At 63.8% G+C, this 13,654-nt stretch carries 14 protein-coding genes and 3 pseudogenes; 12 read left to right on the plus strand and 5 right to left on the minus strand.

The window, feature by feature from the left end; genetic code table 11:
• The 5 genes and pseudogenes from P7F60_RS15235 to P7F60_RS15255 form a co-directional block, all read left to right on the plus strand.
• A pseudogene (locus P7F60_RS15235) lies at positions 1 to 312 on the plus strand (ornithine cyclodeaminase); the annotation flags it as partial.
• 85 nt (positions 313 to 397) lie between these two features.
• Positions 398 to 1,729, plus strand: a complete 1,332-nt coding sequence (locus P7F60_RS15240; RefSeq protein ID WP_277918593.1) for an FAD-binding oxidoreductase — start codon at positions 398 to 400, stop codon at positions 1,727 to 1,729.
• A gap of 1 nt (position 1,730) precedes the next feature.
• A pseudogene (locus P7F60_RS15245) lies at positions 1,731 to 2,386 on the plus strand (SMC-Scp complex subunit ScpB).
• 65 nt (positions 2,387 to 2,451) lie between these two features.
• Positions 2,452 to 3,216: an aldolase/citrate lyase family protein gene (locus tag P7F60_RS15250; RefSeq protein ID WP_277918594.1), complete on the plus strand. Its 765-nt coding sequence runs from the start codon at positions 2,452 to 2,454 to the stop codon at positions 3,214 to 3,216.
• A 102-nt stretch (positions 3,217 to 3,318) separates the two neighbouring features.
• A pseudogene (locus P7F60_RS15255) lies at positions 3,319 to 4,496 on the plus strand (multidrug effflux MFS transporter).
• Between the two features lie 8 nt (positions 4,497 to 4,504).
• Here the strand turns inward: P7F60_RS15255 and P7F60_RS15260 are convergent.
• The gene (locus P7F60_RS15260; protein WP_277918595.1) at positions 4,505 to 4,765 is read right to left on the minus strand and encodes a hypothetical protein; all 261 of its coding nucleotides are present in this window, start codon (positions 4,763 to 4,765) and stop codon (positions 4,505 to 4,507) included.
• A 158-nt stretch (positions 4,766 to 4,923) separates the two neighbouring features.
• On the opposite strand from P7F60_RS15260, the gene P7F60_RS15265 reads away from it, so the two are divergent.
• The 6 genes from P7F60_RS15265 to P7F60_RS15290 all read left to right on the plus strand — a co-directional run bounded on the left by P7F60_RS15265 (position 4,924) and on the right by P7F60_RS15290 (position 10,317).
• Positions 4,924 to 5,517 carry a TetR/AcrR family transcriptional regulator gene (locus P7F60_RS15265; protein WP_277918596.1) on the plus strand — a complete coding sequence of 198 codons (594 nt, stop codon included), beginning with the start codon at positions 4,924 to 4,926 and terminating at the stop codon, positions 5,515 to 5,517.
• A gap of 128 nt (positions 5,518 to 5,645) precedes the next feature.
• Positions 5,646 to 7,610, plus strand: a complete 1,965-nt coding sequence (locus P7F60_RS15270; RefSeq protein WP_277918597.1) for a BTAD domain-containing putative transcriptional regulator — start codon at positions 5,646 to 5,648, stop codon at positions 7,608 to 7,610.
• A gap of 221 nt (positions 7,611 to 7,831) precedes the next feature.
• Positions 7,832 to 7,960, plus strand: coding sequence for a hypothetical protein (locus tag P7F60_RS15275; protein WP_277918598.1), 129 nt, complete (start codon positions 7,832 to 7,834; stop codon positions 7,958 to 7,960).
• 10 nt (positions 7,961 to 7,970) lie between these two features.
• Positions 7,971 to 9,230, plus strand: coding sequence for a YcaO-like family protein (locus P7F60_RS15280; RefSeq protein WP_277918599.1), 1,260 nt, complete (start codon positions 7,971 to 7,973; stop codon positions 9,228 to 9,230).
• Positions 9,227 to 9,970 carry a TfuA-like protein gene (locus P7F60_RS15285; protein ID WP_277918600.1) on the plus strand — a complete coding sequence of 248 codons (744 nt, stop codon included), beginning with the start codon at positions 9,227 to 9,229 and terminating at the stop codon, positions 9,968 to 9,970. Before P7F60_RS15280 ends, P7F60_RS15285 begins: the two co-directional genes overlap by 4 nt.
• A 77-nt stretch (positions 9,971 to 10,047) precedes the next feature.
• Positions 10,048 to 10,317 (plus strand): hypothetical protein, encoded by a 270-nt coding sequence (locus P7F60_RS15290; protein ID WP_277918601.1) that lies wholly within the window; start codon positions 10,048 to 10,050, stop codon positions 10,315 to 10,317.
• A 127-nt stretch (positions 10,318 to 10,444) separates the two neighbouring features.
• On the opposite strand, the gene P7F60_RS15295 is transcribed toward P7F60_RS15290, so the two are convergent.
• A complete protein-coding gene (locus P7F60_RS15295) occupies positions 10,445 to 10,849 on the minus strand; it encodes a helix-turn-helix transcriptional regulator (RefSeq protein ID WP_277918602.1) in 405 nt (134 codons plus the stop codon).
• 304 nt (positions 10,850 to 11,153) lie between these two features.
• A complete protein-coding gene (locus P7F60_RS15300) occupies positions 11,154 to 11,519 on the minus strand; it encodes a winged helix-turn-helix domain-containing protein (RefSeq protein WP_277918603.1) in 366 nt (121 codons plus the stop codon).
• Positions 11,520 to 11,675: 156 nt separating this feature from the next.
• On the opposite strand from P7F60_RS15300, the gene P7F60_RS15305 reads away from it, so the two are divergent.
• Positions 11,676 to 12,158 (plus strand): VOC family protein, encoded by a 483-nt coding sequence (locus tag P7F60_RS15305; RefSeq protein ID WP_277918604.1) that lies wholly within the window; start codon positions 11,676 to 11,678, stop codon positions 12,156 to 12,158.
• Between the two features lie 3 nt (positions 12,159 to 12,161).
• Here P7F60_RS15305 and P7F60_RS15310 read toward each other — a convergent pair whose 3' ends face one another.
• Together P7F60_RS15310 and P7F60_RS15315 are read right to left on the minus strand one after the other, a co-directional pair.
• Positions 12,162 to 12,827 carry an HAD-IA family hydrolase gene (locus tag P7F60_RS15310; protein ID WP_347276872.1) on the minus strand — a complete coding sequence of 222 codons (666 nt, stop codon included), beginning with the start codon at positions 12,825 to 12,827 and terminating at the stop codon, positions 12,162 to 12,164.
• A gap of 24 nt (positions 12,828 to 12,851) precedes the next feature.
• The gene (locus tag P7F60_RS15315) at positions 12,852 to 13,643 is read right to left on the minus strand and encodes an inositol monophosphatase (RefSeq protein WP_277918605.1); all 792 of its coding nucleotides are present in this window, start codon (positions 13,641 to 13,643) and stop codon (positions 12,852 to 12,854) included.
• Positions 13,644 to 13,654 lie beyond the last annotated feature (11 nt).

Here is a 13,654-nt window from a genome sequence, read left to right on the forward strand (position 1 = left end):
CGCATCTTCGTCGAATATCCCGAGCAGACCCGCATCGAAGGCGAAATCCAGCAGCTTCCCGGCGATTATCCGGTCGAGCAACTGTGGCAGGTCATCGCTGGCAAGGCCAAGGGGCGCGCGGACGACCGCGAAGTGACCCTGTTCGACAGCGTCGGCTTCGCCACGGAAGATTTCTCCGCGCTGCGTTACGTCCGCGACAAGCTGGTCGGCCGCAACGTCCACCAGCCGCTCGACCTGCTCGCCGATCCCGACGAGCCGCGCGACCTCTACGGCATGCTGCTGCGCCACGGCCAGAAGCGGACCACCGCCTGATTTCCGAACGACCGCCGCTGCGATTGCATCGGCGGCTCTTCCTCGTTAAGCCTCGGAGAGATGCTTCGTTTCTCTGAGGTTTTTCATGCCCGGTCCCACCGTCGTTCCCGTCCAAGGCGATGCCGCCCTGCCCCGGAAAGTCGATGTCGTCGTCATCGGCGGCGGTATCATCGGCGTTTCGACGGCGCTGGAACTGGCCGAGCGCGGCGTCTCGGTGGCGCTGTGCGAAAAGGGCGGCATCGGCCAGGAACAATCCAGCCGCAACTGGGGCTGGGTGCGCATCTCGATGCGCGATCCGCGCGAAGTGCCGCTGATGGCCGAGGCGCTGCGCATCTGGGAAACGCTGGACGCCCGCATAGGCCGCGACACCGGCTATACCAGGGCCGGCATCGTCTTTTCCTGCGCGACGGACAAGGATTTCGAAGCGCAGGACCGCTGGCGCCAGAATCTCGACGGCTACCAGATCGAAACGCGGATGATGGATGCAAAAGAATTCCGCACGTTGTTTCCCGGCTCGCGCATGACCGTCAGGGGCGGGTTGCTGACCCCGATCGACGGTCGCGCCGAGCCACAGAAAGCGGCCCCCGCCATTGCCGAATTCGCCCGTGAAAAGGGAGCCGTCATTCTGACGCAATGCGCCGTGCGCGGCATCGAAACGGCTGGCGGCCGCGTCTGCGGCGTGGTGACCGAGCGCGGCTCCATCGCCTGCAGCGCGGTGGTTCTGGCCGGCGGCGCCTGGTCCAGCCTGTTTGCCGGCAGCCTTGGCATCCGCCTGCCGCAATTGAAGGTGCTGAACTCCGTGCTGCGCACCAAACCGCTGGCCGGCGGGCCGGAAGAGGCAATGTGGGCCAACGACTTCGCCTTCCGCAAGCGCCAGGATGGCGGCTATACTATCGCATCCGGCCATGAGAACATCGTCGATATCGTCCCCGACAGTTTTCGCTACGCGCTGAATTTCCTGCCGGCGCTGAAAAGCGAGTGGCGCTCGCTGCGCCTGCGCCTCGGCAAGCGCTTCCTTGAGGAAGCCCGTTTGCAACGCCGCTGGGCGATGGATCGCCCCAGCCCCTTCGAGGCGACGCGGGTACTCGACCCGATGCCGGATCTGGCGCTGGCCAATGGCGCGTTCAAACACCTGCAGGCCGCCTTCCCGATCTTCGAGAAAGCCGAAATCGCCCAGCATTGGGGCGGCATGATCGATGTGACGCCGGATGCGGTGCCGGTGATTTCCACCGTCGATGCGTTTCCGGGTTTCCACATCGCCACCGGTTTTTCCGGCCATGGTTTCGGCATCGGCCCGGGCGCCGGCCGCTTGATGGCCGATCTGGTCACCGCCCGCCCGCCGGTGGTCGATCCCGCGCCCTTCCGCCTGTCGCGCTTCTCGGATGGCTCACGCATCGAGTTGATCACCGGTTTCTGAGATGGCACGCAAACCGCGAGGCGACGGCACGCTCGACACCGAACTGGACGACCTGCCGCCGGACCAGCGCTGGCGGGAATGGATGCGCCGCGCCGAAGCGGTGATCTCGCCTCCGCCATGCCGGTTTCGCGCGAAACCATCGCCCGCGTCGTCGGCAGCACCTGCAGCATCGACCTGCTGATCGAGGATATTTCCGCCGAACTGCGCGGAAAACCCTATGAAATCGTCGCGGTCGCCGGCGGCTGGCAGTATCGCACGCGGCCGGCCTATGCCGTCGTCATCAAGGCCTCGCAAGCTCCCACCCGCGAAACACCGGACATCAGCCGGCAGGAGGCGACCGTGCTCGCCGCCATCGGCTATTTCCAGCCGGTCACCCGTGGCGAACTCTCGAAAATCCTCGGCAAGGAGGTCAGTCGCGATTCCATCGCGTCGCTGCGGCAGGCCGGCTATATCCAGACCGGCCCGCGCAGCCCGACGCCGGGCGCGCCCTTCACCTATGTGACCACGCAAGCTTTCCTCTCCGCGTTCGGCCTCGCGACCTTGCGCGACCTGCCCGATATCGAGCATCTCGAAGATGCCGGCCTGTTGAACCGCATCGAGCCCGAAGACGGCGCACCGACCGCCGCCCCTGCTGAGGAAGACGAGACCGGCGCTTGAAACCGGATTTATTTAAGCTTAAACTTTCCGCACGAATTCTGGGAGGGGCGGAGATGACATCGAATATGAGACAGCGGATCCTATCAGGCGAAACGCTGATCGGCTCCTTCGCCGCGATTCCCCATCCCGTCGCCATTGAGGTGACGGCGGCCGCCGGTCCGGATTTTCTCTGCATCGACGCCGAGCACGCCCAGATCGGCCGCGAGCGGCTGGAGGATCTGATCCGCGCCGGCGACGTCCATGGCGTGCCGATGCTCGTGCGGGTACCCGGCCATGCGCCGGAACAGATCGCGGCGGCGCTGGATGCGGGCGCGGCCGGAGTCCTCGTGCCGCGCGTCTCCACCGTCGCCGAAGCGCAAGCCGCTGTCACCGCCACCCGCTACCCGCCGCAAGGCGCGCGCGGCGTCGGCCCGGGCCGCGCGGCGGCCTATGGTTATCGCATTCCCGACTATCTGGAATCGGCCAATCGCACCGTACTGCTCGCCATCCAGGTGGAAACGGCGGCAGGCCTTGCCAATATTTCCCAGATCGCCGCCGTCGAGGGCATCGACGTGATCTTCATCGGCCCTGGCGATCTCTCGGTTTCCATCGGCGCGCTCGGGCCGGAGGGCCGCGAATTGCTGCAAGCGGCAATCGTCACTATTGCGTCGGCCGCCACCGACGCCGGCCGCATCGCCGGCATCTTCCGCCCCGCCCCCGACGATATCGCCGCCTGGCGCAGCAAGGGCATCAGCTTCTTCATCCTCGCCAGCGATACGATGTTTCTGGGCGCCAGCGTGGCGGCCGGATTGGCGACCGCGCGGGCGGCGACGGGCGACAAGCCTGCCTGACGATTGACCTTGCATCGCGGCTGGCCTATGGCATCGCCACGCGTCCGCGCCTCCCGCTATCGCCGGAATTTCCTCTTGGCACAGCCCGCAGTCAAAACCCGCATGAGCGAGCGGCGCACGAGCATGATCGGCGCGCTGATGGCGACGCTCGGGCCGATTTCCATGTCGGTCTATACGCCTGCCATGCCGGAGCTGGTGCGTGCTTTCGGCACCAGCGATGCGACGATCAAGTTGACTCTGTCGATTTATTTCGCCGGCTTCTCGGTCGCCCAGCTTCTGGCCGGGCCGGCATCGGATGCCTTTGGCCGCCGCCGTGCCACGCTTGCCTTCGTCGGCATCTATATCATCGGAAGCCTGCTCGCCGCCTTTGCGCCGGATGTCGGCTGGTTGCTGGCCGGCCGTCTCATCCAGGGCATCGGCGCCTCGGTCGGCATCACCGTCGCCCGCGCCATCGTCCGCGACCAGTTCGTCGGTGTCGAAGCGTCGCGGATCATGAACCTGATCGGAATCATGCTGGCGATCGGCCCGGCATTCGCCCCGACCATCGGCGGTCTGGCACTCGCTGCTCTCGGCTGGAAGTCGATCTTTTTCCTGCTGGTTGGCTTCGGCCTGCTGACCGGGCTTTCCGTCCTGGTCTTCATGCGCGAAACGGGCAAGCCCGATCCTCGGCGTATCTTGCCCGGCCCACTGTTTAGCGCCTATGGCATCCTGATCCGCGATCCGCGCTTCGTCGCCGCTTCGCTGGTGTTGACCGGCTCGGTCGGTGCGCTCTATGCGCAGGCGACGATGCTGCCCTTCATCCTCATCAAGCTGGTCGGCCTCACGCCGACCGCCTTCGGCATGGGCATGCTGATGCAGACCGGCAGCTATTTCCTCGGCTCGGTGATGCTGCGGTTTGTATCGCCGCGTCTCGGCGGCGAACGCTCCGTCAAGGTGGGATTGGCCTTCGTGCTGGCCGGCGGCTTGATGATGGCGGCCTCGGCGCAGATGATCACGCCGTCCTATCTGTCGATCATGGGACCGGTGGCATTCCTCAGTTTCGGGATCGCCTTCCTCGTGCCGCATATGACGACCATCGCGCTCTATCCCTTCTCCGAGATCGCCGGCTCCGCCTCGGCGATGATGGGATTTCTGCAGATGGCGGCGGTTTCATCGGCGGCGTCTGTGCCGCCGCGATCGGCCTGCCGCTGATCGCCTTCGGCACGGTCATTCCGGCCATGGCGATCATCGCTGTTGTCAGTTTCGTTGTTTTCTCCGCGCTCAGCCCGTCAGCGCGCTGAAGCATCCGTCAAAAGAAGCCGCAGCACTGCGAGACTGGCGGCGACGAACGCAGCACGGACACCGGAAGAGGCGCCGTTTCGGCCTGACCCGGGAAACGATGGGTGGACGTCTCGTCCGACCGGGCGCGAGGCGCACGCAACCGCTTGGCGGCGGAATGAAGCATACGGCCGAGCTCGACCGTGGTGACCCCATCCGCATGCGCGACCGCCAGAATCATCGGATCGCGCAGGGCTTCGGACAATGTCAGATCTTCGTAAGGCTGCTGCATGGCGGTTAATCCTCTTTTCAGTCGACGGGGCGGTTTGTCACATGGCTCCGGAACTTGACAAAATAGGCAAATAGGAGTTACCGGTAAGTAACATTTACATTTGTTACCGATCGGTCACGTCGATGTCAATACGCAGTTCGAAAATTACGAATCCCGTTGTGACGGAAGAATTGGCCGGAAATGCGAACGGCGGCAAAACTCGTCCGCGCGAGCGCATCGTTTCCGCCGCCTGCACGCTGTTTCGCGAAAACGGCATCCGCGCCACCGGCGTGGAGGCCATCGCCGAGGCCGCCGACACCAATAAGATGACGCTCTATCGCCATTTCGGCTCCAAGGACGAGCTGATCTGCGAGGCACTGAAATGCATCTCGGATCGCCATGCCGCCTTCTGGGAAAAACTGACGGCGGATTTTCCCGACGATTCGCAGGCCCGCCTGCTGGCCTGGGTAGAATTGCGCGCCGCCTCGCTGGTGGACGAACCGCATGGCTGCGACCTCAGCAACGCCGCCGTCGAGCTGAAGGAAACCGACCATCCCGCTCATGCCGTCATAGAGCAGGTGAAGGCGGCCCAGCATCGTCGCCTCGTGGATCTGTGCGCCGACGCCGGCAGCCGCGACCCGGATCTTCTGGCCAATACACTTGCCATGCTGCTGGAAGGCGCGCGCGTCAGCCGCTGCGCTTCCGGCGCGGAAGGGCCGTGCAGGCAATTTTCCCGCGCCTGTCACGCCGCCATCTCTGCCTTTCGAAATTAGACTTTAGGCTAATACGGATTTACGCAAAACGGATAAACTTCACCTTCTCCAGCTCAAGACTCGATAGCCCCATTCATGCTAGGGGAAAGAAGCATGTGACGAAGCGGTAGCGACGGATGTGAAACCCCGTGCGGAGAGATGACCTGAGCAGCCGGAATCCTGCCGAGAGCGCACAGCTGCGCGTCGCCCTGATCGGGCGGCCGCGGCTGGTCGCGCGTGATCATGGCGACATCGCCCTGCCGGAAAAAGCCTATCTGCTGCTGGCCATGCTGGCGGTGGCGCCGGAAGCGCGTCTCGATCGCGATGTCGTGCGCCGGCTGATCTGGCAGGCGGAATCGGCCGAGCGCCGCGCCGGTAGCCTGCGACAGCTGCTTTCGCGCATCGACCAGCGGCTCGGCCAGGATTTGCCGCCGCTGCTCGTCAACGACCGCAATGAAATCCGCCTTAATCTCAGCGCCTGGAACGTCGATCTCATCGATCTCTCTACCGCGAGGCCGCCGCTGGCGCCGCAATTCTGGCCACTGCTGCAGGGTGAGCTTCTCGAAGGCGCCAATCTCGAGACGCATGGCGCCGAGGAATGGCTGCGCTTCGAGCGTGACCGCCTGTCCGAGCGCCGCGTGCATCTGCTGCGCGAAACGCTCGATGACGCCGATGCGCTCAGCGACGCGGACCTTCTCTTCCTCGGCGGTCGCCTGCTGGATATCGACCCGGCCGAGGAAAGCGCCGTCCGGTCGCTGATGTTCGCCTATGGCCGCAAGAAGGAGACATCCGCGGCGCGCAAAATCTACCAGCAATGTGTCGATCGCCTGCGCGACGACTACGGCGCCGAGCCGGAGCCGGCCACGCGGGCGATGGCCGAACGCCTCGGTGTCGTCAGCCATGCCCGCGCCATCGAGCCGATGATCCGTCCGGATTTCCTGCCCGTCGAGCATGCAGGTGAGCCGCGCATCGTCATCCTGCCGCCGCAGGCGGTGCTGAACGACGGCGTACTCGGCCGCATCGGCCATACGCTGCTGGAAGAGTTGACCATCCGTCTCGGCCAGCAGCGCGGCTTCAAGATCATTGCCGCCCATACCAGCCTGGAGCTTCTCAGCCGCGCCATCGATCCGGCGGCGGCAGCCCCGGAGCTCACCTTCGACTATTCCGTCTACGTGACGATCCGCGGCGGCGAAGAGGATGTCTACGCCACATGCCGGCTGACAAAGCTGTCGGATTCCTCGGTGCTCTGGGCGCATGATTTCTCGCTTGGCCTTGCCCATATCAACGATTCCTTCGCGCAGCTGTCGCGCCGCATCGTGCTGTGCCTCACCGATCGCATCGAGCGCGAGGAACTGCTGCAGCCGGTCGACGTTTCGCCGACCGCCTATCGCCTCTATCTGGAGGGCAAACGGCTGCTGGCCAAGACCGAGTTGCCGCTGCTGCGCAAGGCCCGCCAGTTCTTCCAGGCCTCGTTGAAACGCTGCGACAGTTTCGCGCCTGCCCATGCCGGCATTGCCCGCGCCACCTCGCTGGAATGGGTGGTGCGCTTCATGCGTGATCGCGACCTGCTCGACAAGGCCAAGGATGCCGCCCTGCAGGCGCGCGAGACCGACCCGAACAACGGCCGCGTCTTCCGTGAGCTCGGCCATATCTCGCTCTACCAGCGCCGCTTCGAGGAAAGCCTCGCCTATTACCAGCATGCGCAGGAACTGAGCCCCAACGACGCCGACATCCTCGCCGACCACGCCGATGCGCTCTCGCATGACGGCCAGCTCGACCGGGCGCTGGAACTCAGTCTCTCCGCCTTCCGCCTCAATCCGCTGCCCTCGGACCATTATTACTGGCAACTCGGCGGCATCTATTATGTGCAGCAGAATTACGCCAAGGCGCTGGAAGCGCTGGAGCCGGTGCGCAGCAAACCGGCGACGGCGCGACTGCTCGCCGCCTCCTACGCCATGATCGGCGACCTGCAGCAGGCGAACCGTTACGCTCAGATCGTGCTGGAGAATTTCCCGGATTTCCGTACCGAGCATTTGTGGCATTTCGTGCCGGACCGTGATCCCGGCTACACCCGCTTGCTCATCGAAGGCCTCAATCGCGCTGGCCTGAACTGAGGCGGGTTGCGCGTTCCCCGCACTAAGCGCTTGTTTTATAATATGTCTTGGCGATAAAAATTACCGCGCGTCTTTCTGTGACACCGCCCACGTCAAACCGCATACCGATTCATAGCGCCTTGACCTTAACCGTCAACGTCGCTGTCACGCAGGGGTGACGCCCCCCATGATCATCTCTTCCTGCCTCACCCAAGAGGCGGCCCGAACCTCAGGAGACGATCATGAAGATCACTGAAACCGCACAGACCGTCCGTCTTTCTCCCGCCGCGCAGGCCATCCTGAAACAGCAGACCGTGACCGTCGACTCCAACGCAACGTCGAACATCGTTCACGCTGTCCGTTTCCGCTGAGAGCTTGACAATGTCTGCCCGTAAGGCGCTGGAGACTCTCGCGGTCGATCTCGCCGGTTGCCATGCCGGCTACAATGCCTATCATGACCGCGCCATCGCGCCTGGGCAGACATTGTCCCGCATCCGGCCGCTCTTCCCCGCACTCGGCATCACGCGGGTCGGCCTGCTGACGGGTCTCGATACCATCGGAATCCCCGTCGCCTTCGCGACGCGGCCCAACAGCCACACGCTCTCGGTCTTCCAGGGCAAGGGCATCGACGACGAGGCAGCCATGGCCTCGGCCGCGATGGAAGCCCTGGAAACCCGCATCGCCGAACTGGCGCCGGCCGACCTGCGCATGGCGAGCGTCGCCGATATGCGCGCCGCCTCCGCCACCATCGATCTCGATTCGGTGGCACGCTGCGTTCCCTCCGACATTTCCACAGACCCGATCCCGTGGGTCGCCGGCTACGATCTCGTGTCGCAATCCGAGGTCATGGTGCCCTGGTGGCTTGTCGGCCTCGATCATCGCGGCATTCGTCCGGCGGGTTTCGAACAATCGAGCGATGGCCTCGCCTCCGGCAATAGTCCGGCCGAAGCGGTATTGCACGGGCTTTGCGAGTTGGTCGAGCGCGATGCCTGGGCGCTGACGCAATTGCGCGCCTGGGAACGGCTGCAGGATGCCCGCATCGATCCGGAAAGCCTGCGCGATCCACTCATCGACGTATTCAGCCAGCGCATTGCCCGCGCCGGCATGGAATTGCTGCTGGTCGACATGACCACGGATATCGGCGTGCCCGCCATCCTCGCCGTCATCGTGCCGCAAAACATGCCGCAGCGGGTCGATGCGCGCTGGTCGCAGGTCTGCGGCGGTTGCGGCTGCCATCCCGATCCGGTGCGCGCCGCGTTGCGCGCCATCACCGAGGCGGCGCAGAGCAGGCTGACGGCGATCGCCGGCAGCCGCGACGATTTTTCACCGCGCATCTACCAGCGGCTCGACGGCGATTCCTCCATGCAGCAGTTGATCGGACTGCGCGAATATCGCGCCTTGCCCTTCCCGCTGGAACGTTTCGAACGCCGCCCCGCCGCCGTGCAGGCAACCATCCAGCAGATCGTGCGTAGCCTCACGCGTCACGGCATCGAGCAGGTGATTGCCGTACCGCTGTCCTCTCCGGATTTCCCCGTCTCGGTCGTGCGCGTCATCGTGCCGGGTCTCGAGGTCGAGATCGTCGGCGACAATATCCAGCTCGGCTTGCGCGCCGTGCATGTGCTCAAGGAGAGCCAGCAATGAAGGTTGTCTTCGTCGGTCCAAGCCTCGGCAACGACATCGGCCGCCAGCGCGAAATTCATTCGGATGTCGAATTCCGGGCGCCGGCCGCCTGCGGCGACATCCTGCGCGCCGCCGAGGATGGAGCGAGCGCCATCGGTCTGGTCGATGGTTATTTCGGCGACCTGCCCTCCGTCTGGCACAAGGAGATCCTTTATGCGCTGGAGCAGGGCATCGCCATCGGCGGCGGCGCCAGCATGGGGGCGCTGCGCGCCGCCGAATGCAGCCCGTTCGGCATGGTTGGCATCGGCGGCATCTACGAGGATTATGCCAGCGGCGCCTTGATGGACGACGAGGCGGTGGCACTGGTCCACGGGCCGGCCGAGATGAACTGGACGCCACTTTCCATTCCCTGGGTGGATTTCGAGCCGACCATGGAAAAGATGCACAGCGAGGGCCATATGACCGCGCGCGAGTGGCAAAGAATGCTGATGACCGGTCGTGTACTGCACTTTTCCGAGCGCACCTATCCGCGCGTCATCCGCGAATGCGCCTTCGAGAACGAGCAGCGTGGCCGCGCCCTGTTGCAGGCGATTCGCCAAGGCAGGATCGAGCGCAAGCGTGCCGATGCGCTGGCCGTGCTCGATTGGCTGGCGGCAGACACAAGCGTCGCCCAAAGGACGGATTGGAACTTCATGGCCACGTCGCATTGGGAAATGCTACGCTCCGAAGTCATTGCAAATCGTCTCCAGCCAGCCCTGTAACGGTCGTGTAACGCCCCATCGTTCATTCTGGACCTGTGACGGGATAGATGTGTCACGGGGTGGAAGAAGGGTGTGAAATGGGCGTCGAATCCCGATGTAACAAGGATGTACGTTATGCACGTCTGCACCGGCTGCTGTCAGCCGCGCAGGAGGAAGCCAAGGCCCTCGGCTTGAAGAATGTGCTGCACCTGTCCAACATGGCGCTGATGCAGACCGTCGTCGATTGGGAAGGGCTGGCGCTCGAAAAGGATGCCGATGCCAAGCTGAACGCGGCCATGCGCGAAAAAGCCCGTCTCTCCAAGGAACATGGGCGCGCGACGATCACGGTCGTTCGGCATGACGCATGACGCCATGCATCGTCTGACGATGCATGGCGCGTCAGGTCTGCAAAGGCTTTGAGTTGTTCGTCGATAGCCAACGTGACGAAGCGCGCGGAGGGTCGAGTCCGGCCTTCGTTTCCTGGCATTGGAATGGTCAGTCGGCGTCGCGCGACGTGCCGGCTTCCGAATGCGCGATTTCCTGAACCAGCTTGAGCAGGCGCGTGCGAACCGCTTCGTTCTTGATGGAGAGGAAAGCCGCGTTAAGCTGAAGCCCCTGGCGCGACACGACGAACTCGTCCTTGGCGGCCTGGTTGTCGTTGCTCGAAGCGCTGGCGTCGAATTCGTCGAAGAAACTGCGCACGTCGATGCTCATCGCATTGGCGATCTCGACGAGACGGCTGGCGCTGACGCGGTTGGCGCCCTTTTCATACTTCTGGATCTGCTGGAAGGTCACACCGATGCGATCCCCCAGTTCCGACTGGGAAATGCCGCTGATCATCCGTTGGTTGCGAATTTTCTTGCCGACCTGGATATCGACATTGTGAGGCTGGCTTTTCACGACTGCGCTCCTTGCTAGGTTGTCGCCGGTCCACCATGGAGTCGGCAATCATTTAATTTCATCGCAACCATTAGCCGAGGTTATCGGTCCAATCAACTTTTGTTGGGTAGATTGCGGTATCAGGGTTGCGCAACTTTATGGTTCGTCTCGCTTTCGGACCGAATTTTGACGAAAGCTGCCACAATCGCCGGATTAACAAAATTTTAATCAGCGAAAATGGAGCAATGTCCCGCTATTGCGCAATGGCAGGCCGCTTCCCGTCATGCGGGCGATCGGCGTTCCTACCCGGCCCGTCCCGAAAATCTCATGAAATCGCCCGGCGGTTGCGCTCCAGCCAGTCCAGATCCTCGGCGGCCAGCGCGGCAAAACGTCGCTCCATCGCCCGGAAGCGCGACAGCAGTTCCGCGCCGAAAGCGCTGACCTCGGCACCGCCCCCCTGCTTGCCGCCGCGCTGCGATTCGACCACCGGCCGGCTGAACATCCGGTTCATCTCGTCGACCAGCAGCCAGGCACGGCGATAGGACATGCCCATGGCGCGCCCTGCGGCGGAAATCGAGCCCGTTTCCCGAATGAGTTCCAGCAGCCGCATCTTGCCATGGCCCAACCGCTGTTCCGGGGGAAAATCGATACGCAGGACCGGGCGCAGGGTGAAATCGGGGTCGGTGGTCATAAGATTACCTGGTTGACGGGTCGCGCCAGTCTACACAAAGCGGCGTTTGGAAGGGACGCACAAACCGGTTCCCGGCGAAAAAATTCGCAAGCGCAATGTCGGCGCCGGCGCGGCTGCCGCGTCCTTGGGAAAGAGCGACACCGAAAGGAGCCCCTGATGACCCGTATCGCCTCCCATCTCTGGTTTGCCGAGGGCGCGCGCGACGCCGTCGAATTCTACACTTCAGTGATTCCGGACAGCGCCATCGGGCGCTCCACGGATATTCCGGCGGAATCGCCGGCGGGGCCGCCGGGCAGCGTCGAGATCATCGAATTCACCCTTGGCGACCAGCGATTCGTCGCCATGCAGGCCGGGCCGCTCGATCCGTTCAACCATGCCTTCTCCATCGCCGTGCTGCTCGACAGCCAGGCGGAGGTCGATCGCATCTGGTCGGCCTTCCTCGACAATGGCGGCACGGCCGAACAATGCGGCTGGCTGCGCGACCGCTGGGGCCTCTGCTGGCAGATCGTTCCGCGCGGCCTTTCCGATATGATCTCCAGCCCGGATCGCGACGCCGCGCAACGGGCGGCGCAGGCCATGCTGACGATGATCAAGCTGGACCTGCCCGCCATCGAGAAGGCCTTTCGCGGCCAGACCTGAAGTTTAGCGCCGCACCAGCCGCAGCCGGCCGTCGTCCTGGACGGCGACGCCGACCCCGGTATAGTCGGGAATCGTCAGATGTGCGGTTTTCACCGGCGTATGGTGGGTGGCGGTGATGACAACGACGTCGCCCCCGGCACGTTCCCCGGCGAGAATGCCGGCCGGCGCATCCTCGAAGATCAGGCATTCGCTCGCCGCGACGCCAAGCTTCTTCGCGCCGAGCAGGAAACAATCCGGATTGGGCTTGCCGTTCACGATGTCCTCGCCGGTGACGATGGCGGGCGGCGACGCAATGCCGGCGGCGGCCATGCGCCGCCGCGCCAGTTCCGCTGTCGCCGAGGTAACGATCGCCCAACGATCCGCGGGAATCGAATTCAGGAAGGTCACGACGCCGTCGATCTGGACGATGCCCTCGACATCCTCGCGCTCGGCCGTTTCGACCCAATCGACTTCACTGGCGATATCGATGCCTGGAAGGCCGAGACGGGTGATGGTATCCACCGGCCGCACGCCATGGATGGTCGGCAGGAAGGCTGCCACATCGAGGCCATGCCGGCGCGCCCAGACGCCCCAGACACGCTCGGCCGCGACGATGGAATTCAAAAGCGTGCCGTCCATATCGAACAGGAAAGCCGCATAGGTTTTATCAAAGATGGATTGTTGCAAGATCGGGTCTTCCGCTTTGTGAATGGCTCAGCGCTGCAGGATATCGGCCAGTTCGGCATAGACCTCTTGATTGCCCGCGACCAGCCAATTGCCCTTCGTCAAACCTTCATTGGCGAGAAAATCATTGGTTTTCAAGCCGGCGGCGTGGATGACTGCGATGGCGCCGAGGCAATCCCAGGAATTGATATGCTGTTCGGCATAGCCCAGCAGCCTGCCGGCCGCGACATAACACAGGCCGAGCGCCCCCGATCCGTCGCGATAAAACATGCCGCCGCGCTCGATGAAGCGCGAAAAGGCCGGCAGGAATTCCGAAGCCGGCAGGCGGGTGGAGTAACCGAAGCAGACGATGCCCTCGCGAATGGAACGGCCGGGGTGGGCGCCGACCGGCGCGCCGTTCAACGTCGCCGGAAAACCGATGCCGCCGGCAAACAATTCGTCACGCTCCGGCGCATAGACCATGCCGAATTGCAATTCGCCATGCTGCACGAAGGCGATGGAGACGCACCAGCTCGACAGGCCGGAAACGAACGGCTGGGTGCCGTCGATCGGATCGACGACCCAGATGCCCTGCTCCGGCGCGAAGGCAGATTGCCCGGTCTCCTCGCCAAGGAAGGCATCCTCGGGAAAATGCTTTTCCAGCCGTTCACGGATCAGCAGTTCGGTGTTGAGATCGGCCTCGCTGACCACATCCTGCAGGCCCTTGCTCTTGATCGTCAGGGCATCGCGGTTGCGAAAATAGCTGCGCGCCAGATCGCCGGCATCGCGGATGAGATCGAGCGCGAAGGCATAGCGGGCGGAAAGGGCGGAATTTTCAATCATGTCGAAAAAAT

It is taken from the genome of Rhizobium sp. YJ-22 (assembly GCF_029601685.1).
Taxonomy (GTDB): Bacteria; Pseudomonadota; Alphaproteobacteria; order Rhizobiales; family Rhizobiaceae; genus Metarhizobium.

Bases quoted from the DNA above. Each gene is read 5' to 3' on its own strand.
- P7F60_RS15240 (WP_277918593.1), top strand. From the start codon at position 398: ATGCCCGGTCCCACCGTCGTTCCCGTCCAAGGCGATGCCGCCCTGCCC.
- P7F60_RS15250 (WP_277918594.1), top strand. From the start codon at position 2,452: ATGAGACAGCGGATCCTATCAGGCGAAACGCTGATCGGCTCCTTCGCC.
- P7F60_RS15260 (WP_277918595.1), bottom strand. From the start codon at position 4,765: ATGCAGCAGCCTTACGAAGATCTGACATTGTCCGAAGCCCTGCGCGAT.
- P7F60_RS15275 (WP_277918598.1), top strand. From the start codon at position 7,832: ATGAAGATCACTGAAACCGCACAGACCGTCCGTCTTTCTCCCGCCGCG.
- P7F60_RS15280 (WP_277918599.1), top strand. From the start codon at position 7,971: ATGTCTGCCCGTAAGGCGCTGGAGACTCTCGCGGTCGATCTCGCCGGT.
- P7F60_RS15285 (WP_277918600.1), top strand. From the start codon at position 9,227: ATGAAGGTTGTCTTCGTCGGTCCAAGCCTCGGCAACGACATCGGCCGC.
- P7F60_RS15290 (WP_277918601.1), top strand. From the start codon at position 10,048: ATGGGCGTCGAATCCCGATGTAACAAGGATGTACGTTATGCACGTCTG.
- P7F60_RS15300 (WP_277918603.1), bottom strand. From the start codon at position 11,519: ATGACCACCGACCCCGATTTCACCCTGCGCCCGGTCCTGCGTATCGAT.
- P7F60_RS15305 (WP_277918604.1), top strand. From the start codon at position 11,676: ATGACCCGTATCGCCTCCCATCTCTGGTTTGCCGAGGGCGCGCGCGAC.
- P7F60_RS15315 (WP_277918605.1), bottom strand. From the start codon at position 13,643: ATGATTGAAAATTCCGCCCTTTCCGCCCGCTATGCCTTCGCGCTCGAT.